The sequence below is a fragment of the Pseudomonas sp. IPO3749 genome (assembly GCF_013386605.1).
Taxonomy (GTDB): domain Bacteria; phylum Pseudomonadota; class Gammaproteobacteria; order Pseudomonadales; family Pseudomonadaceae; genus Aquipseudomonas; species Aquipseudomonas azotoformans_A.
Genome location: NZ_JACARN010000102.1, coordinates 26,618 through 48,548 on the forward strand (window position 1 = coordinate 26,618; position 21,931 = coordinate 48,548).

A 21,931-nucleotide genomic window follows, 5' to 3' on the forward strand; every position below is an offset into this window, starting at 1 on the left:
TCAAAATGTGGGAGCGGGCTTGCCCGCGAAGAGGCCATCAGCATCACCCACAACCCAAAGCAAAAAAGGCCCCAGGATTCTCATCCAGGGGCCTTTCGCATTTCAGCAGCCAGTTACGCCGCTTTGGCTTCCTGCTGGCTCAACGACCGGTTCAGCGCACTGAACAGCGCCTTGAAGCTGGCCGTGGTGATGTTTTCATCAATACCCACGCCATGCACCGGACGCTCACCGTTCACACGCAGCTCGATGTAGGCCGCTGCCTTGGCGTTGGTACCTGCACCGATTGCATGTTCGTTGTAGTCCATGATTTCCACGCCAATCGGCAGGCCAGCCACCAGCGCTTCCAGCGCACCGTTGCCTTTGCCTTTCCAGTGCAGATTGGTTTCGCCCTGGCCCTTGCCCGAGACTTCCACCTCGACAAAGCTGTTGCCGTTTTCTTCCTGCAGACGATGGCTGACCAGCGCGTACGGGGTGTTGGCTTGCAGGTATTCACGCTGCAGCAAGGCGTAGATCTGCGGCGCCGTCATCTCCAGGCCCACGCGGTCGGTTTCGGCCTGTACTACCTGGCTGAATTCGATCTGCATGCGCCGCGGCAAGCTGATGTCGTATTCCTGCTCCAGCAGGTAGGCGATGCCGCCTTTGCCCGACTGGCTGTTCACGCGAATCACCGCCTCGTAGCTGCGGCCGATGTCGGCCGGGTCAATCGGCAAGTACGGTACTTCCCACAGTGCGTCGTCTTTCTGCTGGCTGAAGCCCTTGCGGATGGCGTCTTGGTGGGAGCCAGAGAACGCGGTGTGCACCAGGTCGCCAACGTACGGGTGACGCGGGTGAACCTGGATCTGGTTGCACTCCTCGACGACCTTGCGCACGCCGTCGATGTCGGAGAAGTCCAGCTGCGGGTCGAGGCCCTGGGTGTACATGTTCAGGGCCACGGTGACCAGGTCGACGTTACCGGTACGCTCGCCGTTGCCGAACAGGCAACCTTCGACACGGTCGGCGCCGGCCATCAGGCCCAGCTCGGTGGCGGCTACGCCAGTGCCACGGTCGTTGTGGGTGTGCAGGCTGATGATCACGCTGTCACGACGGTTGATATGGCGACCGAACCACTCGATCTGGTCGGCATAGATGTTCGGCGTGGCGCATTCCACGGTAGCCGGCAGGTTGAGGATCATCTTGTGCTCAGGCGTCGGGTTCCACACCTCGATCACCGCGTCACACACTTCCTTGGCGAACTCCAGCTCAGTGGCGCTGAAGGTCTCCGGAGAGTATTCGAAGGTCCACTGGGTTTCCGGCTGCTGGGCGGCGTACTTGACGAACAGCTTGGCCGCGTTGACCGCGATGGCCTTGATGCCGTCCTTGTCCTGGTTGAACACGATGCGGCGGAAGGACGGCGAGGTCGCGTTGTACAGGTGCACGATGGCCTTCTTGGCGCCGCGCAGGGATTCGAAGGTGCGTGCGATCAAGTCTTCACGGCCCTGGGTCAGCACCTGGATGGTGGTGTCCTCGGGGATATGGTTGTCTTCGATCAGGGTACGTACGAAGTCGAAGTCGGTTTGCGAGGCGGCTGGGAACGACGCTTCGATTTCCTTCACGCCGACGGCAACCAGGGTCTTCCAGAAACGCAGCTTTTTCACCGCATCCATCGGCTCGATCAGCGACTGGTTGCCATCACGCAGGTCGGAACTGCACCAGATCGGCGCTTCGGTGATGGTCTTCGACGGCCAGGTGCGGTCCGGGATGTCGATGGTCGGGAACGCGCGGTACTTCGAAGACGGGTCTTTGAGCATGCTCATCGGGAAATCCTTTGTTGTAGGGGCCGAGAAAAGGCGGCCTGCCGTAGAACTGTTTTTGGGGATAAAACGTAAAGACGAGGCAGATCGATTCAGCCTGGCAGTCGTGCGCTGACAAGGCACAGGCTGCGGTGCTGGCGGAGCTGAATGAGGGTGTGAGAGGTTTTCATAAGCCCAACCCTAACCGTCGGGGTGAAAGATGGCAAGCAGTCGCTAAAAATTGAGAGAAGTTCTGCTATCTACGTAGGAAACGAGATTTTGTGCCTAAGGATGTGTCGAGGGCTTGTTTTAATTGCGCGCCCATTATCAGGCGCGCAATCGAGCGTTTCAGGGTTGGAATGCGCCGATAAAGATCGCCGGGTCGACCCGTGCGTCGTTCAGGCTGACGTTCCAGTGCATGTGCGGCCCGGTCGCGCGGCCCGTGGCACCGACTTTACCCACCACCGCGCCACGCGTGAGCTGGTCACCGACTTTCACGTCGATCTTCGACATGTGGCAGAACATGCTGATAAAGCCCTGGCCGTGGTCGACGAACACGGTATTGCCGTTGAAGAAGTAGTTGCCCACCAGAATCACTTTGCCGTTGGCCGGCGTCTTGATCGGCGTACCGGCCGGCACGGCAAAGTCCAGGCCCGAATGGGGATTGCGCTCTTCACCGTTGAAGAACCGTCGCACGCCGAACTTGCTCGACAGCGGCCCGTTTACCGGTTTGTCCAACACCAGGTTGCTCGGCAGGTTAGGGCTGAAACTGCGGTAAGCCTTGATCTGCACCGCCAGCTCCGCCTCGATGCGTTTCAGCTGTGCCGGGTCGGGGTTGACCTGGCTTTTGTTTTTCAGGGTGATGCGCTGTTCCGGGTACTTCTTGTAGCCGACGATAAACGGCAGGTTGCGCCCGCCGCTGCTGATGCGTTCGTTGCCGGGCTTGACCGTCAACGGGATGCCAACAATCGCCAGCCAGGTGTTCGCTTCCTTCACCACCAGCACTGGCTTGCCCAGGTACGTGGCCTTGGGCGCGGCGGCGGAAGGGCCCAGTTCGACCACGGCAACGCCGCCCGGCACCGGCTTGTTCAAGGTGCGGGTGATGTAGCTATCGGCATGGGCATTAAAGGCAAGGCACAGCAGCATCAACACACTAAAGAGACGTGGCATCAATCAATCCAATAACGAAAGGGTGACGGGTGTCAGGTGGTTGTCTTCCACCCGCACTTGCAATTGGCCCTCACCGAGACGCGCGGTGAGGCGCTGGCCGGTGTGGGTCTGCGCGGCGTTGCGAATGGCCTGGCCACGCTCGTCGAGCAAGATGCTATAGCCACGGCCCAGGGTCGCCAATGGGCTGACCACGTGCAGCGTCTGCATCTGGCTTTGCAGTTGCAGGCGTCGCGCCTTGAGGCCTTCGCGCATGGCACGGGGCAGACGTTCGGCAAGGCTGTCCAGGCGTTGGCGCAGCAGCGCCAGTTGGCGGCCGGGGTGTTGGCCGGCGAGGCGGGTTTCCAGGCGGATAAGGCGCTCGCGGCGGGTATTGAGGCTACGTTCGAAGGCGCGGCGCAGGCGCATGTCCAGGTCGTCCAGGCGCTGGGCTTGCTGGCGCAGACGTTCGCCAGGATGACGCAGACGTCGCGCCATGCCTTCCAGGCGCAGGCGGTCATGGCTCAGGCGATTGCGCATCAGCATCACCAGGCGGCGGTGCAGGTTTTCAACCTGACGCACCAGATGACTGGCGTCCGGCGCGAGCAATTCGGCTGCGGCGGAGGGCGTAGGGGCGCGCACGTCGGCCACGAAGTCGCTGATGGACACATCGGTCTCATGCCCGACGGCGCTGACGATTGGCGTGACGCACGCATCCACCGCACGGGCCACGGCTTCTTCGTTGAAGCACCAGAGGTCTTCAAGCGAACCGCCGCCACGGGCCAGGATCAGCGCATCGAAGCCGCGTGCATCGGCCAGTTTCAGTGCGCGCACAATCTGTGGGATGGCTTCGCGGCCTTGCACGGCGGTGGGGATGAGGGTCAGTTCAATGTTTGGCGCGCGGCGACGGAACACGCTGATGATGTCGCGGATCACCGCGCCGGTCGGCGAACTGATGATGCCGATGCGCCGAGGGTGCGCTGGAAGTGGCACTTTGCGTTCAGCGCTGAACAGGCCTTCGGCGCTGAGCTTTTCCTTCAGCGCGTCGAACGCCAGGCGCAACGCGCCATCACCGGCCGGCTCCACGGTATCGAGGATCAGTTGGTAATCACCACGCCCTTCGAATAGCGAAACCTTGCCGCGTACCTTCACCGCCAAGCCATCTTTCAATGCCTGCCGTACTCGCGCGGCGTTGTTGCGAAACAGCGCGCAACGCACTTGGGCGCCGCTGTCCTTGAGGGTGAAATACACATGGCCGGAGGCCGGGCGGGCGAGGTTGGAGATCTCGCCTTCGACCCAGATATTGGTGAACACGTCTTCCAGCAACACCCGCGCACGGCCGTTGAGCTGGCTGACAGTCAGGACTTCGCGGTCCAGGCCCAGACGGGCAAAAGGATCTTTAATCATGGCGGCAGTTTATAGGCATTCGTGCAAGGTTTGGCAGAATTGCTCCACCAGCGCGCTCGGCTTCTGCGCGCAGGCCAGGGCCACGGTGCTGAGGCAGTCCGGGTCGGCCAGGGGCAAAAAGTGCACAGTGGCAGGGGCGATGTCCTGCATGGATTTTGGTAACAAGGCAATACCAAAGCCGGCCTGGATCAACTGCAACTGGGTGGTCTTGCGCGACATCACCCGCGCGGCCTTGGGGAAAAATCCTGCTCGCATGCACAGCTCGGCTGAAAGATAACTCAAGCCGCCCCGCTGGGGATGGGGGATCGAGATAAACGCTTCGTCCTTCAATTGCCCCAGTTCGACAGGCGCATTGCTGCGCGCCAGCCCATGATTCGGCGGCACCGCCAGCAACAATTGCTCGCGATATAAAGGCACGACTCGCACGCCCTCGCGCTGGCGCAACACGGGCAAGCGCAACAGCCCGACTTCCAGCCGACCGTCGGCGATTTCTTCCAACTGCGCTTCGGAGGACAGTTTGACGATGTCCATCGACACCCCAGGGCAGCGTTCCAGCCAGGTGCTGATGCCTTGCAGCAACGGGCCGCTCATCGGCACAGTGCTTGAATGGCTCAGGCGCAGCGTGCCCAATTCGCCGTTGCCCACTTGCGTTGCCATTTCACTGGCCCTGAGCAGCTCGTTCAGCAGGTTGCGCGCTCGCGGGTAGAAGGCTTCTCCCGCGGCGGTGAGTCGGGGTTGGCGTGCGGTGCGTTCGAACAGGAGCGTTTGCAACTGGGTTTCCAGCTCCTTGATCTGTCGGCTCAAGGCGGACTGCGCCACAAACAGGCGCTCGGCGGCGGCACTGAAGCTGCCGCTGTCGGCGATTTCGACGAAGTAACGCAGTTGGCGAGTGGAAATCACACGTCATGCCTTTTCGAGATGGGTGGAGGGCTTTGAAGATATTAGTCGCATCCCTCGCCGCTGGCTAAAGTGATGGCTATCTCTAATAAGGAATCACCCATGAGCCCGGTTGAGCTGATGAGTCAATGGTCGTTTGGTGGTGTGGATTGGCTGGTGATCGGCCTGGGCGTCGTCGTGGCCTATATCGTGTTCGGTATTGCGGGCTTTGGTACCGCGTTGGTGGCGGGGCCGCTGCTGATCCTGTTCATGCCGCTGTCGAAGATCATCCCACTGCTGGTGTTGCTGGATTTTGTCGCGGCCTTTGGCAACCTGCTGCAATCGCGACGCGATGTGAACAAGCTCGAGCTGCTGAGATTGCTGCCGTGCATGGCCATCGGTTGCACCCTGGGCGTGGTGTTTTTGCTCAACCTGCATTCGGATTTGTTGCTGTTGCTGATGGGCTTGTTCATCAGTGCCTACGCCCTCTACAGCCTGGCGGTAAAGGCTCGGCCGACGCAGATGGCGGCGGGTTGGTCGGTTCCCATGGGCACCGTCGGTGGTTTATTCGGCGCATTGTTTGGCAGTGGCGGCTTTCTCTATGCGATCTATCTGAACAGCCGCCTGCCCAAGGACGCGGCGCGCGCCACCCAAAGTGCGTTGATCAGTTGCAGCACGGTGGTGCGCCTGAGCCTGTTTTTGATCGCTGGGGTGTATGCGGATTTGCCGTTGTTGATGTTGGCGCTGTGTCTGTTGCCGGCGATGGCCCTCGGGCTGTGGTGTGGGCGCAGGCTGACGATGCGCATGTCCCGTGAGGCGTTTGTAAGGTTGGTGACGTGGTTGGTGCTGGCGAGTGGGATTGCGTTGATTGGGCGTTACTTGAGCACTTGACCTGATTTCTTCAGGGATTAAGCTGCCAGCCTTCAGGGCCTCTTCGCGAGCAAGCCCGCTCCCACATTCGAGCGCATTTCTCCTGTAGGAATGCGGTCACCTGTGGGAGCGGGCTTGCCCGCGAAGGCGTCAGACGCCACACCGCAGGACTCTCATGAACTCCCAAAGCATCCTTGTCCCGAAAATCTCCACCTTGCCCGTCCACGAACCCCGCGCCCGGGCGATCGTGCGTTGGCTGGTGCGCAAGAACATCATCAAGGAAGAACTCACCACCTGCGGTCGCACCGGCAACCGCATGGGCTATGCCCTGGCCGATGGCGCCCGCGCCGTGGTGTTGTACCCCGAGGCGCTGCCGTTCAATGAGCCGATCAACGGCCTTGAGATCATCTACAAACGCTGCATCTACACACCCGCCAAGGGCTTTCTCGAAGAAGCCGGTTGCCCGGAATGCCGCAAGGAAGTCGGCGAAGCCCTGTTCGAAAGCCTCGAAGACTGGATGCCTGGCCACACCGACAACTTCACCTGCCCGCTGTGTGGGCATGAAGACGACATCAACGGGTTCCTGTTCCTACAGGAATGCGGGTTTTCCAACCTGGGATTCATCTTCAACAACTGGGCTGAGGCCGGGTTCAAGCAGGGTTTTATCGACGAATTTGCCGATTGGCTGGACCAGAAGATGAGTTGGGTCAAAGTCGAACTCTAATCCATCTATCAGTATTACCAAGTTTGTCAGAGTTTTACATTGAGCCCGGCAGGGTGCATGTATATAATGGCGCGCTTCCATTTTCCCGCTCGGGAGCCCCCGCGATGCTGCGTATCAGCCAAGAAGCTCTGACATTCGACGACATTCTCCTAGTGCCCGGTTATTCCGAGGTGCTTCCTAACGAAGTCAGTCTCAAGACCCGCCTAACCCGTGGCATCGAGCTGAATATTCCCCTTGTTTCCGCTGCCATGGACACTGTCACTGAAGCCCGTCTGGCCATCGCCATGGCTCAGGAAGGCGGCATCGGCATCATCCACAAGAACATGACCATCGAGCAGCAAGCTGCCGAAGTGCGCAAGGTCAAGCGTTACGAAGCCGGTGTGGTGAAAGATCCGATCACCATCGAAGCCGACGCCACCGTGCGTGACCTGTTCGACCTGACCCGCCTGCACAACATCTCCGGCGTTCCGGTGCTGCACGATGGCGACCTGGTCGGCATCGTCACTTCCCGTGACGTGCGTTTCGAGAACCGTCTTGAAGTTACCGTCCGTGAAGTGATGACGCCCAAAGAGCGTCTGGTCACTGTCAAGGAAGGCGCCGACAAGAACGATGTGCGCGAACTGCTGCACAAGCACCGTATCGAGCGCGTGCTGATCGTCGACGACAAATTCGCCCTCAAAGGCATGATGACCGTCAACGACATCGAAAAAGCCAAGGCTTACCCGCTGGCCAGCAAGGATGACCAAGGTCGTCTGCGTGTTGGCGCGGCAGTCGGCACCGGTAAAGACACCGGCGACCGTGTTTCGGCCCTGGTCGCTGCCGGCGTTGACGTGGTGGTGGTCGATACCGCCCACGGTCACTCCAAAGGCGTGATCGACCGCGTGCGTTGGGTCAAACAGAATTTCCCTGACGTGCAAGTGATCGGCGGCAACATCGCCACCGGCGCTGCGGCCAAGGCCTTGGCCGAAGCGGGCGCGGATGCGGTCAAGGTCGGTATCGGCCCTGGCTCGATCTGCACCACCCGTATCGTTGCCGGTGTGGGCGTGCCGCAAATCAGCGCCATCGCCAACGTCGCCGCTGCCCTTGAAGGCACGGGTGTTCCGTTGATCGCCGATGGTGGCATCCGTTTCTCCGGTGACCTGTCCAAGGCCATCGTCGCCGGTGCTTCCTGCGTGATGATGGGCTCGATGTTCGCCGGTACTGAAGAAGCGCCAGGCGAGATCGAACTGTTCCAGGGCCGTTCCTACAAGGCTTACCGCGGCATGGGTTCGCTGGGCGCCATGTCCCAGGCGCAAGGTTCTTCCGACCGTTACTTCCAGGACTCCTCGGCAGGCGCCGAGAAGCTCGTTCCGGAAGGCATCGAAGGCCGTGTGCCGTACAAAGGCACCCTGAGCGCGATCATCCATCAACTGATGGGCGGCCTGCGTTCCTCGATGGGCTACACCGGCAGCGCCGACATCGAAGAAATGCGCACCAAGCCAGAGTTCGTACGGATCACCGGCGCCGGCATGGCTGAATCCCATGTCCACGACGTGCAGATCACCAAGGAAGCGCCAAACTACCGCGTAGGTTGATGCTTCCAGCAAACTGTTAAGTAACCGGGGCTGTTCTTCAGCCCCGAGTTGTTTCTGATTCATTAGACGAGACTGACTTCATGGCCCTCGACATTCACGCCCACCGTATCCTGATCCTCGATTTCGGTTCCCAGTACACCCAGCTGATCGCCCGCCGCGTGCGTGAAATCGGCGTGTACTGCGAACTGCATCCGTTCGACATGGACGACGAAGCGATCCGCGAATTCGCACCGAAAGGCGTCATCCTCGCCGGTGGCCCAGAGTCCGTGCACGAAGCCAACAGCCCGCGCTGCCCACAAGCCGTATTCGACCTGGGCGTCCCGGTCTTCGGCATCTGCTACGGCATGCAGACCATGGCCGAGCAACTGGGCGGCAAGGTTGAAGGTTCCGAGTTGCGTGAATTCGGTTATGCCCGTGTGGATGTGGTCGGCAAGAGCCGCCTGCTGGACGGCATCGAAGACCACGTCGACGCCGACGGCCTGTTCGGCCTCGACGTGTGGATGAGCCACGGTGACAAGGTCACCAAGATGCCGGAAGACTTCCACATCCTGGCCAGCACCCCGAGCTGCCCGATCGCCGGCATGTTCAGCGACGAGCGTCGTTACTACGGCGTGCAGTTCCACCCGGAAGTGACCCACACCAAGCAAGGCGGCCGCATCCTGTCGCGCTTCATCCTCGACATCTGCGAGTGTGAAGCCCTGTGGACCCCGTCGAAAATCGCTGAAGACGCCATCGCCCAGGTGCGCGCCCAGGTCGGCACCGACAACGTACTGCTCGGCCTGTCCGGCGGCGTTGACTCCTCCGTGGTAGCGGCCCTGCTGCACAAAGCCATCGGCGACCAACTGACCTGCGTCTTCGTCGACAACGGCCTGCTGCGCCTGCACGAAGGGGAGCAAGTGATGGCCATGTTCGCCGAGAACATGGGCGTCAAGGTGATCCGCGCCAACGCTGAAGATCAGTTCCTGAACAACCTGGCCGGCGAGTCCGACCCAGAGAAGAAGCGCAAGATCATCGGCCGCACCTTCATCGACGTGTTCGATGCCCAGTCCAACAAACTGGACAACATCAAGTACCTCGCCCAGGGCACCATCTACCCTGACGTGATCGAGTCGGCTGGCGCCAAGAGCGGCAAGGCCCACGTGATCAAGTCCCACCACAACGTGGGTGGCCTGCCTGAGGAAATGAACCTCAAGCTGGTAGAACCGCTGCGCGAACTGTTCAAGGACGAAGTCCGCCGCCTGGGCCTGGAGCTCGGCCTGCCGTACGACATGGTCTACCGCCACCCATTCCCAGGCCCAGGCCTGGGCGTGCGGATCCTGGGTGAAGTGAAGAAGGAATACGCCGACCTGCTGCGTCGCGCCGACCACATCTTCATCGAAGAACTGCGCAAGGCCGACTGGTACCACAAAGTCAGCCAGGCATTCGTGGTATTCCAACCGGTGAAATCGGTGGGCGTGGTTGGCGATGGCCGTCGTTACGCCTGGGTTGTGGCCCTGCGTGCGGTAGAAACCATCGACTTCATGACTGCCCGCTGGGCGCACCTGCCGTACGAGCTGCTGGAAACCGTCAGCGGTCGTATCATCAATGAAATCGAAGGTATCTCGCGCGTTACTTACGACGTGTCGAGCAAGCCGCCGGCGACGATTGAGTGGGAGTGATCCCGCAGCGCTGTATGAAAAAACCGGCCTAGGCCGGTTTTTTCATTTCAGGCGAAGGCGTTGATCAGAAGTCGTAACGCACGTTCGCGGTGAAGGTGTCGGCGTCGAAACCGCTGCTGGTCAGGTAGTTGTACGACCCTCCCACGCTCCAGGCGCCGACGCGGTAGTTAGCGCCCAGTCCCAGCTCGTAGCTATCGCGCGCCGGCGTTGCGCCGGTGGTGGTGAAGGGGGTGCCGCCTAGCACAAAGGTGGAGGTGGTGCTGGCCTTGTCGCCGATGAAGTCGTGCCAGGCCATCAGCTTGGCTTCCGGTTCGAAGCTGCCCACACCCACATCGAAAGCGGCCGCCAGACGGGCGCCCAGGCCCATTTCGCCGATTTCATAGCGCTGGCTGCCGACCTTGAGGGCCGCCGAGCTGCCTTTTTCACGGTACGAATCAATCGAGATGTTGGCATAGCGCGCACCGACCTGCGGTTCCAGCAGCCACTGCTTGTCGAGCTGGAACGTATAGCCTGCCAGGGCGTTGACGCCGAAGATCTCGCTGTCGTAGTCGGCCTTGGCACGGGTGCCGGCGATGTAGCGTTTGGACTCGTTGTCGTTCCAGCCGTACATCAGCGAGGTGTCGACAAAGAAGTTGTCGCGGGCCCAGTTGCCGTACAGGGTCAGTGCATGGCCGTTGACGTCGGTCTTGCTACCCAGGTCGGATTTGACGTCGCTGGTCATGTAGCTGTAAGCCAGGCCCACGGTTGTCTGGGCATTGAGCTTGCCGTCGGCACCCACGGCAATGCCGTTGGTGTTGGCGTCGTAGCCGTCGACACCGTGGCGGCTGTCTTGGTTGGCATCGCTGGACAGCGCTTGCAGCCATACGCCTTGTTCTGCCAGGACGTCACCGGAGGACAGGCCGCTACGCGCTTTGCTGGCGCGGCGGTTGATGGCACCTGCGACCAGGTTCTGGCTATTGGTGGCGGCGTTGATCGCTCCGCGGCTGACGTCCGGGGTCAGGCTTTCGGCCAGTTTGGCCAGCTCTTCACTGGTGGCGGCGTTGGCGAACTGCTGGAATACCGGGTCGCTTTCGTCCATCAGGCCCATGACCGTGTTCTTGAACGGCTTGATGGTGTTCACCGCGTTGCGCGAGCCACTGGCACCCAGCAGGTCTTGCGTGATCACCTCATCACTGCGGGTGGCCACCAGTGCTTTCACGTCCTGGCCTTCAATGCCGAAGTTCTTTACCTCGAGCAGCGCCGAGGAGGACACCACGGACAGGTTCTGCGGGTCTTCCCAGGTACCGGAGTTGATGAGGGTGTAGCGGGTGCCCCCGGCCGATGTGCGGAAGTCGTCGGAGCGCGCCTGCAGTTCGATCTGGCTGCCGGGAGAGAAGAAGGTGTTGCCAGTGACTTTCAGGATCGGCGTGTTGGGCAGTGTGTTGTTATCTAGCAGCAGGCGCAGGCGCGCAGTGTCGCTGTCCATGTCGAGGTCGCCCACAATCGTGGTCTGCGGGCGAAGGAGGGTCAAGCGGCCGCCGTCGATATCGACGAAACCGGCGCGGATGGTCGAGCCATCGAACATCGCGTCCCCTTGCACCAGCACACCGCTGAGGCCCAGCAGGTCACCCTTGACCTGGCCACCCTGCCAGTAGAAATACGACGGGGAGCTATTGTCGTCCGCCAGAATGGCGGCGGTGCCGCCTTCGATCAGGCCACCTGTCTGCCTGACCGAGAAGATCCTGAAGCCGTCGGAGGTGTCGAGACTGCGAAAGCGGATACCGATCCCGTCGGCGGAGATAGTCCCGCTGTTGTTGATATCACTCAGGAAGGGCGCGCCTGTCATCTGACCCGTAAAGACTGCCTTCTCGATGTCGATCCCCTCAGAGTCGATACCCCGCGCGATGATAGTGCCCGAGTTATTGATGCGCGCCTGGGTCGAGGTGATCAGCATGCCTTCGGCATTTGCGCCCGTCACAGTGATGTTGCCGTTATTGCTCACTTCACCCGCGATCTTCGCCTGGTACAGGTCCAGCCCGACGACGGCGTTGCCGCTCACCGTAATGTCGCCGTTATTGATCAGGTCGCCACCGACGTTGGAGTTGAGGGTCATGGCGATACCCGACGGGAACTCGGTGGGGTTCGCAGCCGTTCGGTTGATTTGGCCCTGGTTGATCAGGTTGCCCGCCAAGGTCACGTTGGTCAGCTCTACACCTGCGTTTTGCGACGTTCCGGTGAAGGTGGCGTTATTGAACACATCACCGAAGCTGCTGTAGGCCCCTGTGCTCAGGTCGTAGTTGAAGTCGGGTGCGGGTGCGGCATGGGCCGCGGCAGTGGTCGCCGCGACGGACAGCGCCAACAACGAGCGGCGCAGGTGGGAAGTGTTCAAGGCAGTATCCTTACAGGGCAGAAACTGGCAGGGAACAACCCACGCGTCAGCGTCTGTTTTAGGCATCCCTGCCAGCTTGTCAGTGAATGGCTGATTCAAGCGCGTGCGAATCTACACGATGCTTGTAGGACAATTCATCATAAAAAGCGTCGCTGAAGATAAAAAAGCTAAGAAATGCGACGTTGCCGTTATTTTTTGCGGTTATACGAGGCTGATCAGCAATAAATGGAACTTTTAGCTCGTCGTTGTGGTCACGCAAGGATTGGGCGCTAGTGGGAAAGGTATTCGGATGTTTTCAAGCGGCCCTGCTTGTCCTCAATCTCAGTATTTTCATGGATCAATGGGGTTTTAACCCATCGACTCCAAGCCGCTTCCCACCCTTTATCATGGCTTGCTCCCCGTATATGCACGTATTCGGAGAAGGGCGAATCAAGCGCCTGTTGGTATCTATCCGCGAGCCCACTTGGAATAATCGGGTCTGCTTCGCCGATGAGGTGACGCTGGGGTAACAAGGCGAGCCGCTCACGGTAGTCCAGCGGATCCAGTGAACCGTCGAGTGGCGACAGCCCTTTCATTGTCGCCCACAGACGTGGACTGAGATTGCCAGCCAGGGTTTGCACCTGGGTCACATCATTGCGTTGCGCCGCTAACAATAGGGCGAGAGCGGCGCCACCTGAATACCCCACCAGTTCGAACTCGCTATTCCCGTACCGTTGTTTTAATTGGTCCAGCGCCTGGCTGAGGCGAGTGACCACTTCCTGAGAAAATCGGCGATGGGTCCAGAGTGCCGACTGACAGGCTGCAGCCATGACGAACTGGCAGGGGCGTGCCAGGTACGCATTCGGTGTCGGGTCATCGACTGCCAGCCGTGGTACCAACAGATTGTGCGGGCTCGGATCCAGGCTGGGTTGGGTGGCCGTCGACCAGGCATGGCCATCACCCTCCAGATAGACCCGCAGGCGAGTTGTCTTTTCTGCGGTTTGCGGCGCAAGTATGAGGAGGGGAAAGTCCTGCCCCGGCAGGGCCTCCACTTGCCGGCCGTGCGCTTGCGCCAGTTGTTGCAGTGCCTCGCGCGGCGACTGGCAGGCGACAAGAAGCGCACAGACCATCACCACCCAGGCTTTGTAGAAACCAGCCAATATCTGTCGATAGCGCAAGTGTCTACTCATCATAGGGAGCTGTCGGCATTGGCGGCGTAGTTCCAGGTTAAGTCTGAGCGGAGACGGCAGCAGGTTTGTATTTCTGGTGTGTGAACGCTCAGCTAAGAACCACGTGCGCATAAAGCGCTATTCACAATGAAGTGCATCATATATGGTGCATTTGTGCGGAATTATTAATTTTTGCATTGTATTGGATGCAATTTGGTATGAACGATTTAGGATTGCTGATCAAAAGCCTCCGCAAAGCCGCAGGCCTCTCACAAACCCAGCTCGCGCTACGGCATGGTATGAGTCGCGCCACTATCTCCGGGATTGAGAACAATACCATCCCGGAAGTGGGACTTCGCAAGGTCGCAGCCATTCTTGAGGGCTTGGGATATGAGTTGACCGCCATTCCCAAACGTCGGCGCATGACCCTTGATGAGCTGAAATCGGAGAACATCCATGACCCGTCAAAGTGAGCGGCTCTATATCGGTGCTGGCGGCGTGCCTGCTGGGACGCTCGGGCGGGGCGGGGAGAACCGGCGCGATACGGTTTTCTCGTATAACGAAACGGTCGGCGAAGAGAATGCCGTATCCCTGACGATGCCGGTGCGCCTGGAGAGTTACAACTGGGAGTACGGGATCCATCCTCTGTTCGAGATGCACATCCCCGAGGGGTATCTCAAGGATGAGCTGGTGCGACGCTTCAGCAAGTCAGTGCGCGGCTTTGACGACTTCGCTTTGCTGGGGATTGTAGGTCCACACCAGTTGGGACGTATCAGCGTTGCTCATGACGCGGGTGGTGAGTCATTGCCTGAGGTCAAGCTCTCCGAGCTGTTGGTCTATGACGGGGCGAAAGACCTGTTTGACGACCTTCTGAAAACCTACGCAGCCTACTCGGGAGTGTCGGGTGTTCAACCCAAGGTTTTGGTGCGCGATGTTGACGACATGGCCCCCGGTATTGAGCGTCTCACCCATCGGGGCGCGACTCACCTAGTGAAGGCGTTCAATGAATCTGACTTTCCACAATTGGCGGCCAATGAGTTTTTCTGCATGCGTGCGGCATTCCATTGTGGCCTCGACGTGCCTGAGTTTCAGCTCAGCCAGCACGGGAAATTCCTGGTGGTAAAACGGTTCGACATCAGTGAAAGCGCCTACCTCGGGTTTGAGGACATGTGCGTTTTATCGGGATGGGGAACTGCCAAAAAGTACGACGGAAGCTACCAGGGATGCGCGAAGCTGATCAGGTCATTTGTTACGCCCAGCCGTGTCGCCAGAACGCTGGAAGACTTCTTCTTGATGGTGGCGCTTTCTGCCGGCATCCAGAACGGTGACGCACACCTGAAAAACTACGGCTTGTTGTACGAGAATTGCGCAGAGGACGCGGACGTTTGGCTGGCACCTGCTTACGATCTGGTGACCACTACCGTGTACAGCAGCAATGACATCATGGGCTTGCTGCTCGGCGGTTCGAAGGCCTGGCCGAAGCGCAAGATGCTGGTCCAGTTCGGACGCAGTGCGTGCAGCTTTACTGAATCGCGCTGCAACGAACTGCTTGCCAGAGTGCAAGACGGCATGACCCGCGCGATGACGGAGCTTTCAGAATACCGAAGCACTCACCCAGAGTTCGAGGTGGTTGGGGAGAAGATGACCGCAGCCTGGTCGGCAGGGCTGGCGAAAAGCATCGCAGTACAATGATCTTCCCGACGGATGCTTACCGTCGCGCAATATCCGAAAAGTAAAACTTATCCAACGTATGCCGCGACTCGGTGTACTCGAACTGCCGCCCATCCTGCAAGAATGTCTGGTTACTCACCACGATCACATGGCTCTGACCTTCGAGGTCGAGGTGTGTCTGGTCGTCCTTGCCGCGTGGCAGGGCTTCGATGGTGCGTTGGGCGTAGGCGATTTGCAGTTGCAACGTCTGTTCGATAAACGCGTAGATCGACTGTTCGGCGATGTCGCGGTCCAACCCCGGAATCACCTCGGCAACGAAATGGTTGATGTCGAGGATCACGCGCTTGCCGCCGATGCGCCGTACCCGTTTGATGCGGGTGATCAGGGTGCCGGGTTCGGCTTCGATGTGTTGCAGCAGCGAACCTTCCAGCGGGAACTGCGTGAATTCGACCACTTCGGTGCGTACGTCATCGCCCAGGTCGGCGTGGGTTTCGTGGAAGCTGACGATGCCGCCCAGTTGGAACTCGATCGGGTTGGGCGACAACACGAAGGTGCCCTTGCCGTGGATCTTTTGCGCAAACCCACGCTCCTGCAACTGCTCGATGGCCCGGCGCACGGTGCCTCGGCTGGCCTGGTAGCTGTCCATCAATTCGGTTTCGGAGGGAAGGCGTGTGCCGCGCTGCAGGCGTTCGGTGGTGATGCTGGCAAGCAGATCCGTGTAGATCTGGTTGTATTTGCTCATGGGGATGGCTCTGTGCCGGGGTTGCGGTCAAGGCAGGAACCTTAGTGGCAGAGCGGCTGTTTGTCCATTAGACCCTTGGATTTATGCGGGTTGTAGGGATGCGCTTGCCTACAAAAAATAAACAATGTGTAACTCGTACAGACGAGTTGTTGCTTTAACTCGTACAGACGAGTACTTTTGCCCTCGGCGTGCTGCCAATGACTGCCCCCCAAATAAAAAAATCAAAGTGGAAACCAAGCATGAGCCACGACTATTCGACTATCGCCCGCGAGATTCTCGAGAACCTCGGGGGCACAGACAACCTTGAGCAAGCTGCCCACTGCGTCACCCGCCTGCGCCTGGCGCTCAAGGACCCGAGCCTGGTCAACGGCAGCGCGTTGAACCAGGTGGATCTGGTCAAGGGCTCGTTCTTTACCGGCGGCCTGTTCCAGGTGGTGATCGGCCCCGGTGAAGTGGAGAAGGTCTACGCCGCCCTGCGCGAGCAGACCGGCCTCGCCGCCGCCACCATCGCCGACGTGAAGAAGAAGGGCGCCGACAAGACCAACGCCATGCAGCGTCTGGTGCGGGTGTTCTCCGACGTGTTCATGCCGATCCTGCCCGCGCTGATCATCGCCGGCCTGTTGATGGGCGTGAACAACCTGATGGGCGCCAAGGGCATGTTCATCGAAGGCAAGACGCTGCTGGAGGCCTATCCGAACCTGGATGGCCTGTGGAGCCTGATCAACCTGATGGCCAACACCTCGTTCGTGTTCCTGCCGGCGCTGGTGGGTTGGTCGGCGGCCAAGCGCTTTGGCGGCAGTGAAATCCTCGGCATCGTGCTTGGCCTGATGCTGGTGCATCCAGACCTGCTCAACGCCTGGAACTACGGCAAGGCGGTCGCCGGTCTCGACGGCCAGAGCCTGCCGTACTTCGATATTTTCGGTTGGTTCAAGATTGAAAAAGTGGGTTACCAGGGGCAGATCCTGCCGATCCTGATGGCCGCCTATGTGATGAGCGTGATCGAGAAATGGTTGCGGGCGCGAGTGCCCAATGCGATTCAATTGCTGGTCGTGCCGATCACCACCATCGTCGTTACCGGCGTGCTCGCCCTGGCGATCATCGGCCCGGTGACCCGTCACCTGGGCATCCTGATCACTGAAGGCGTGGTCACCTTGTTCGACCTGGCCCCCATGGTCGGCGGCGCGATTTTCGGCCTGCTGTATGCACCGTTGGTCATCACCGGCATGCACCACATGTTCCTCGCCGTGGACCTTCAGCTTATTTCTACTCAGGGCGGCACTTTCATCTGGCCGATGATCGTCATGTCCAACCTGGCCCAGGGCAGCGCCGCGCTTGGCGTGTTCTACATGACCCGCAATGCGCGGGACAAAAGCATGGCGTCCACTTCCGCGATTTCTGCGTACTTCGGCATCACCGAGCCGGCGATGTTCGGCGTGAACCTGCGCTTCAAGTTCCCGTTCTATGCCGCGCTGCTGGGCTCGGCACTGGGCAGCATTTTCCTCTCGCTGAACAAGGTGCAGGCGTCGGCAATCGGCGTCGGTGGCTTGCCTGGCTTCATCTCGATCATTCCGCAGTACATCCCGAGTTTTGTGATCGGGATGGTCATCGCGATCGTGGTGCCGTTTGTTCTGACCTGTGCGTTGAGCATGAAGATCGTGCGGCCTGGGTACAGGGTTGCCTGATCCATCACATTCGCGAGCAAGCCCGCTCCCACATGGGAATGCATTTCAAATGTGGGAGCGGGCTTGCTCGCGAAGAGGCCCGCAAAGCCAGCACAAAACATTATTGAAGGAATCCCCATGCAAAACTGGCAACACTCGGTGATCTACCAGATCTACCCCAAAAGCTTCCACAGCCACGCGGGTAACGCCACCGGTGACCTGCTGGGCATCGTGGACAAACTCGACTACCTCAAATGGCTGGGCGTCGACTGCCTGTGGATCACCCCGTTCCTGCGCTCGCCGCAACGCGACAACGGCTACGACATCAGCGACTACTACGCCATCGACCCCAGTTACGGGACCATGGCCCATTGCGACCTGCTGATCAGCGAAGCCGGCAAGCGCGGCATCAAGTTGATGCTGGATATCGTGGTCAACCACACGTCCATCGAACACGAATGGTTCCAGCAGGCACGCAGCAGCCTCGACAACCCCTACCGCGACTTCTACATCTGGCGCGACCAGCCCAACAACTGGGAATCCAAGTTCGGCGGTTCGGCCTGGGAGTACGAGGCGCAAACCGGTCAGTACTTCCTGCACCTGTTCGACCACACCCAGGCCGACCTCAATTGGGACAACCCCAAGGTGCGCGCCGAAGTGTTCAAGCTGATGCGCTTCTGGCGTGACAAGGGCGTGGGCGGTTTCCGCCTGGATGTGATCAACCTGATCTCCAAACCCGCCGATTTTCCCGAGGACAACACCGACGGCCGCCGCTTCTACACCGACGGCCCGAACGTGCACGAATACCTGCAGGAAATGCACCGTGAAGTCTTCGAAGGGCATGACCTGATCAACGTCGGCGAGATGTCGTCCACCAGCCTGGAACACTGCATTCGCTACTCGCGGCCGGAGTCGAAAGAACTGTCGATGACCTTCAACTTTCATCACCTGAAAGTCGATTACCCGAACCTGCAGAAGTGGGTGAAAGCCGATTTCGACTTCCTGCAACTCAAGCAGATCTTCTCTGACTGGCAGTTGGGCATGCAGGCCGGTGGCGGCTGGAATGCGCTGTTCTGGTGTAACCACGACCAGCCACGGGTGGTCTCGCGTTTCGGCAATGACGGCGAGCATCGGGTGGTCTCGGCCAAGATGCTCGCGACGGCGCTGCACTTTCTCCAGGGCACACCGTATGTGTACCAGGGCGAAGAGCTGGGCATGACCAATCCGGGCTTCGACAGCATCTCGCAGTATCGCGATGTGGAGACCTTGAACATCTTCCGCCTCAAGCGCGATGCGGGGGAGTCCGAGGCGTCTAGCATGGCGGCGATCATGCAGAAGTCCCGCGACAACGGCCGTACGCCGATGCAGTGGAGTGCCGGGGAACACGCCGGTTTCAGCAGCGGTGAACCGTGGATCGGCATTCCGGCCAACGCGGCGCAGATCAACGTCGAAAGCCAATTGGATGACCCGGATTCAGTGCTGCATCACTACCGCGCGCTGATCGCCTTGCGTCGTCACGAACCGCTGATCCAGGAAGGCGTGTATCGCCAACTGTTGCAAGACCATTTGCAAGTCTGGGCCTACCTGCGCGAGGGCCATGGCGAACGCCTGCTGGTGCTGAACAACTTCTACGGCACACCGTGCGAAATCCAGCTGCCGGACAACCTGATCAACCCGGCCAGCGAACAGCGCCTGCTGATGAGCAACTACCCCGACTGCCCGCAACGCACCGCCACGGTAACGCTGCGCCCCTACGAATCGTTTGTGCTGCACCTCAAGGACTGAGACCTGCTGCAACCCCGTGTGGGAGCACGGGGCGCTTCAAAAACCATAATAAAAATATCGGAGTGCTTCATGAAAACAACTATAAAGCTGGGCCTCGTTGCGTCTTGTCTAAGCCTGCCGTTTGGCGCTCAAGCCCTGGAATTTGCCGGTTACCTGCGCAGCGGCGCAGGCACCTCGACGGGCAGCGGTCCACAGCAATGTTTCCAATTGCCGGGGGCGCAATCCAAATACCGCCTGGGTAACGAATGCGAACAGTACGCCGAGCTGGAGCTGCGCCAGGACTTGCTCACCCTGGATGACGGTTCGGTACTCAGCGTCGATGCCATGGCGTCGCTCTACAACAAGTACGACCGCGCGCTGAAGTTCCAGGGCGAGAACAACGGCTCGGCGCGCATGCCGCAGATGTATGCGCAGTGGTCCAACCTGCCCAGCCTCAATGGCGGTTCGCTGTGGGCCGGCCGGCGTTACTACAAACGAAACGACATCCATATCTCCGACTTCTACTACTGGAACCAGAGCGCCACGGGCGGCGGTATCGAGGACGTGCTGATCGGCGACCTCAAGTACAGCTACGCGATTTCCCGCAAGGACAACCTGTACCAGAAAGAATACGCCACCCGTCACGACTTCAACGTCGCGGGCTTCAAGACCAACCCCGGCGGCGAGCTGGAACTGGGCTTGAGCTATATCGAAAAAGCCGGCGGGCGCGACACCAACAGCGGTTGGGCGATCACCGCGCAGCACGTGCAAAAACCTTTCCTCGGCGGCAAGAACAAGTTCGCCTTGCAGTACGGCGAAGGCCCCGGCACCGGCCTGGGCTACACCGGCAACACCTTTCTCGACAACAGCAGCAAGAGTTACCGCGCCGTGGAGTTTTTCGACTGGCAGGTGACTCCGCGTTTTGGCGGCCAGGTCGAAGCGGTGTACCAGAAGGACATCCGTCCTGGCAGCCAGGACCAGACCTGGATGTCCATCGGCGTGCGCCCGGCGTACGCCATCAGCGAGCAATTCAAACTGGTCACCGAGCTTGGGCATGATCAGGTCGATGCCACGGGCGGAACGCGCAAGCTGAGCAAATTTACCTTCGCTCCCACATGGTCGCCCAAAGGCCCGGATTTCTGGGCGCGGCCGGAAGTGCGCTTGTACTACACCTATGCAACCTGGAACGAAGCGGCCAAGCGTGCGGCGAATGAATTGGCGGCGGGGTCGGCGTTGTCCGATACCGGCTCCTATGGCACGGCGCGGCATGGGTCGAACGTTGGTGTGCAGGTTGAGTACTGGTGGAAGTAATCCTTCCTCCGCTCAATGATATCTACAGAACAAAACAGCAGGTGAAGTCATGACCACAACTCAACCCCTGGAATTGCTGGCACCCTTGTCGGGTGTGCTGCTGGCGCTGGACAAGGTGCCGGACCCGGTGTTCTCCAGCCGCCTGATCGGCGATGGCCTGTGCATCGACCCCACGTCGCAGACGCTGTGCGCGCCGCTGGCCGGGGTGATCAGCAACATCCAGGACAGTGGGCATGCGGTCAGTGTCACCGACGATAACGGCGTTCAGGTGCTGATGCATATCGGCCTGGACACCGTGAACCTGGCAGGCCAGGGCTTCACCCGGCTGGTGCAGGAAGGCCAGCGGGTGGAGGCCGGGCAGCCGTTGATCGAATTCGATGCCGACTACGTGGCGCTCAACGCACGCAGTTTGCTGACCTTGATGCTGGTGGTCAGCGGCGAGCCCTTCAGCCTGTTGGCGGACGGCCTGGTGGAAACGGGCCAGCCGCTGTTGCAGTTATCCCCAGGTGAGGCCGTGCAAGCAGCGGACGAAGAGGAGGGCGATGCACTGTTCTCCAAGCCGCTGACCTTGCCCAACGCCAACGGCCTGCACGCGCGCCCGGCCGCGGTATTCGCCCAGGCGGCGAAAGGTTTCAACGCCAGCATCTACCTGCACAAGCAAACCCAGAGCGCCAACGCCAAATCGCTGGTGGCGATCATGGCGTTGCAAACCGTACAGGGCGATACCTTGCAAGTGAGCGCGGCGGGCGATGAGGCTGAGGCGGCAATCACTGCGCTGGTTGCTTTGTTGGCTGAAGGCTGTGGCGAGGGAGTGGCGAGTGTTGCCGAGCCAGCTGCAACGCAGTCGTCGGCGACCTTGCTGCGGGGCGTGTGTGCATCGCCGGGCTCGGCGTTTGGCCAGGTCGTTCAAGTGACCGAGCCCGAACTGGTCATCACGCAGCAAGGCGTGGGCGAAGCAGCGGAACGTGCGGCTTTGACCCGTGGCCTGCTCGCCGCCACTGAAGCGTTGCAGGTGTTGCAGGACAAAGCGGCTGGCAGCGCCCAGGCCGAGATTTTCCGCGCCCATCAGGAACTGCTCGAAGACCCGACCTTGCTGGAACATGCCCACCGCCTGCTGGCGGAAGGCAAGAGCGCGGCCTTTGCCTGGAACAGTGCAACGCTTGCGACCGTCAAACTCTTCGAGGGCTTGGGCAATGCGTTGATCGCCGAGCGTGCGGCAGACCTGGCCGACGTCGGCCAGCG

Annotated in this window: 17 protein-coding genes; 10 read left to right on the forward strand and 7 right to left on the reverse strand. The window is 60.1% G+C overall.

Annotated elements, in window-relative coordinates; all coding sequences use genetic code 11:
• Window positions 1-113 precede the first annotated feature (113 nt).
• The 4 genes from leuA to HX812_RS29430 form a co-directional block, all read right to left on the reverse strand.
• Window positions 114-1,793 carry a 2-isopropylmalate synthase gene (gene leuA / locus HX812_RS29415; RefSeq protein WP_016977678.1) on the reverse strand — a complete coding sequence of 560 codons (1,680 nt, stop codon included), beginning with the start codon at window positions 1,791-1,793 and terminating at the stop codon, window positions 114-116.
• Window positions 1,794-2,117: 324 nt separating this feature from the next.
• Window positions 2,118-2,939 carry a M23 family metallopeptidase gene (locus tag HX812_RS29420; protein WP_038848787.1) on the reverse strand — a complete coding sequence of 274 codons (822 nt, stop codon included), beginning with the start codon at window positions 2,937-2,939 and terminating at the stop codon, window positions 2,118-2,120.
• A 3-nt stretch (window positions 2,940-2,942) separates the two neighbouring features.
• Window positions 2,943-4,322, reverse strand: coding sequence for an exodeoxyribonuclease VII large subunit (xseA, locus tag HX812_RS29425; protein WP_033898617.1), 1,380 nt, complete (start codon window positions 4,320-4,322; stop codon window positions 2,943-2,945).
• Between the two features lie 9 nt (window positions 4,323-4,331).
• Entirely contained in the window at window positions 4,332-5,222 is an 891-nt protein-coding gene (locus HX812_RS29430; RefSeq protein ID WP_038848786.1) for a LysR family transcriptional regulator, read from the reverse strand.
• A 99-nt stretch (window positions 5,223-5,321) separates the two neighbouring features.
• On the opposite strand from HX812_RS29430, the gene HX812_RS29435 reads away from it, so the two are divergent.
• From HX812_RS29435 to guaA, 4 genes are all read left to right on the forward strand, one after another.
• Entirely contained in the window at window positions 5,322-6,089 is a 768-nt protein-coding gene (locus HX812_RS29435) for a sulfite exporter TauE/SafE family protein (RefSeq protein ID WP_038848785.1), read from the forward strand.
• A 154-nt stretch (window positions 6,090-6,243) separates the two neighbouring features.
• A complete protein-coding gene (locus HX812_RS29440; protein WP_038848783.1) occupies window positions 6,244-6,792 on the forward strand; it encodes a hypothetical protein in 549 nt (182 codons plus the stop codon).
• 104 nt (window positions 6,793-6,896) lie between these two features.
• Entirely contained in the window at window positions 6,897-8,366 is a 1,470-nt protein-coding gene (gene guaB, locus HX812_RS29445; protein WP_016977684.1) for an IMP dehydrogenase, read from the forward strand.
• Window positions 8,367-8,446: 80 nt separating this feature from the next.
• Window positions 8,447-10,024 (forward strand): glutamine-hydrolyzing GMP synthase, encoded by a 1,578-nt coding sequence (gene guaA, locus HX812_RS29450; protein ID WP_016977685.1) that lies wholly within the window; start codon window positions 8,447-8,449, stop codon window positions 10,022-10,024.
• A gap of 64 nt (window positions 10,025-10,088) precedes the next feature.
• On the opposite strand, the gene HX812_RS29455 is transcribed toward guaA, so the two are convergent.
• Together HX812_RS29455 and HX812_RS29460 are read right to left on the reverse strand one after the other, a co-directional pair.
• Entirely contained in the window at window positions 10,089-12,392 is a 2,304-nt protein-coding gene (locus tag HX812_RS29455; RefSeq protein ID WP_038848779.1) for an autotransporter outer membrane beta-barrel domain-containing protein, read from the reverse strand.
• Between the two features lie 269 nt (window positions 12,393-12,661).
• Window positions 12,662-13,561 (reverse strand): alpha/beta hydrolase, encoded by a 900-nt coding sequence (locus HX812_RS29460; RefSeq protein WP_080642419.1) that lies wholly within the window; start codon window positions 13,559-13,561, stop codon window positions 12,662-12,664.
• A gap of 197 nt (window positions 13,562-13,758) precedes the next feature.
• Here HX812_RS29460 and HX812_RS29465 point away from each other — a divergent pair, with 197 nt between their 5' ends.
• The gene (locus HX812_RS29465; RefSeq protein ID WP_038848777.1) at window positions 13,759-14,013 is read left to right on the forward strand and encodes a helix-turn-helix transcriptional regulator; all 255 of its coding nucleotides are present in this window, start codon (window positions 13,759-13,761) and stop codon (window positions 14,011-14,013) included.
• Window positions 13,997-15,232 carry a type II toxin-antitoxin system HipA family toxin gene (locus tag HX812_RS29470; protein WP_038848774.1) on the forward strand — a complete coding sequence of 412 codons (1,236 nt, stop codon included), beginning with the start codon at window positions 13,997-13,999 and terminating at the stop codon, window positions 15,230-15,232. The genes HX812_RS29465 and HX812_RS29470 overlap by 17 nt, the downstream gene beginning before the upstream one ends.
• A gap of 16 nt (window positions 15,233-15,248) precedes the next feature.
• On the opposite strand, the gene treR is transcribed toward HX812_RS29470, so the two are convergent.
• Window positions 15,249-15,953, reverse strand: coding sequence for a trehalose operon repressor (gene treR, locus HX812_RS29475; protein WP_028617833.1), 705 nt, complete (start codon window positions 15,951-15,953; stop codon window positions 15,249-15,251).
• 239 nt (window positions 15,954-16,192) lie between these two features.
• Between treR and treP the strand changes: the two genes are divergently transcribed.
• From treP to HX812_RS29495, 4 genes are all read left to right on the forward strand, one after another.
• Window positions 16,193-17,635: a PTS system trehalose-specific EIIBC component gene (gene treP / locus HX812_RS29480; RefSeq protein ID WP_038848771.1), complete on the forward strand. Its 1,443-nt coding sequence runs from the start codon at window positions 16,193-16,195 to the stop codon at window positions 17,633-17,635.
• A gap of 117 nt (window positions 17,636-17,752) precedes the next feature.
• Entirely contained in the window at window positions 17,753-19,399 is a 1,647-nt protein-coding gene (gene treC / locus HX812_RS29485; RefSeq protein WP_038848769.1) for an alpha,alpha-phosphotrehalase, read from the forward strand.
• 69 nt (window positions 19,400-19,468) lie between these two features.
• On the forward strand, window positions 19,469-20,689 hold the full coding sequence (locus tag HX812_RS29490; RefSeq protein ID WP_038848766.1) for a carbohydrate porin: 1,221 nt from the start codon (window positions 19,469-19,471) through the stop codon (window positions 20,687-20,689).
• A gap of 49 nt (window positions 20,690-20,738) precedes the next feature.
• On the forward strand, window positions 20,739-21,931 hold a 1,193-nt coding region (locus HX812_RS29495; RefSeq protein WP_178949143.1), incomplete at its 3' end, for a glucose PTS transporter subunit IIA.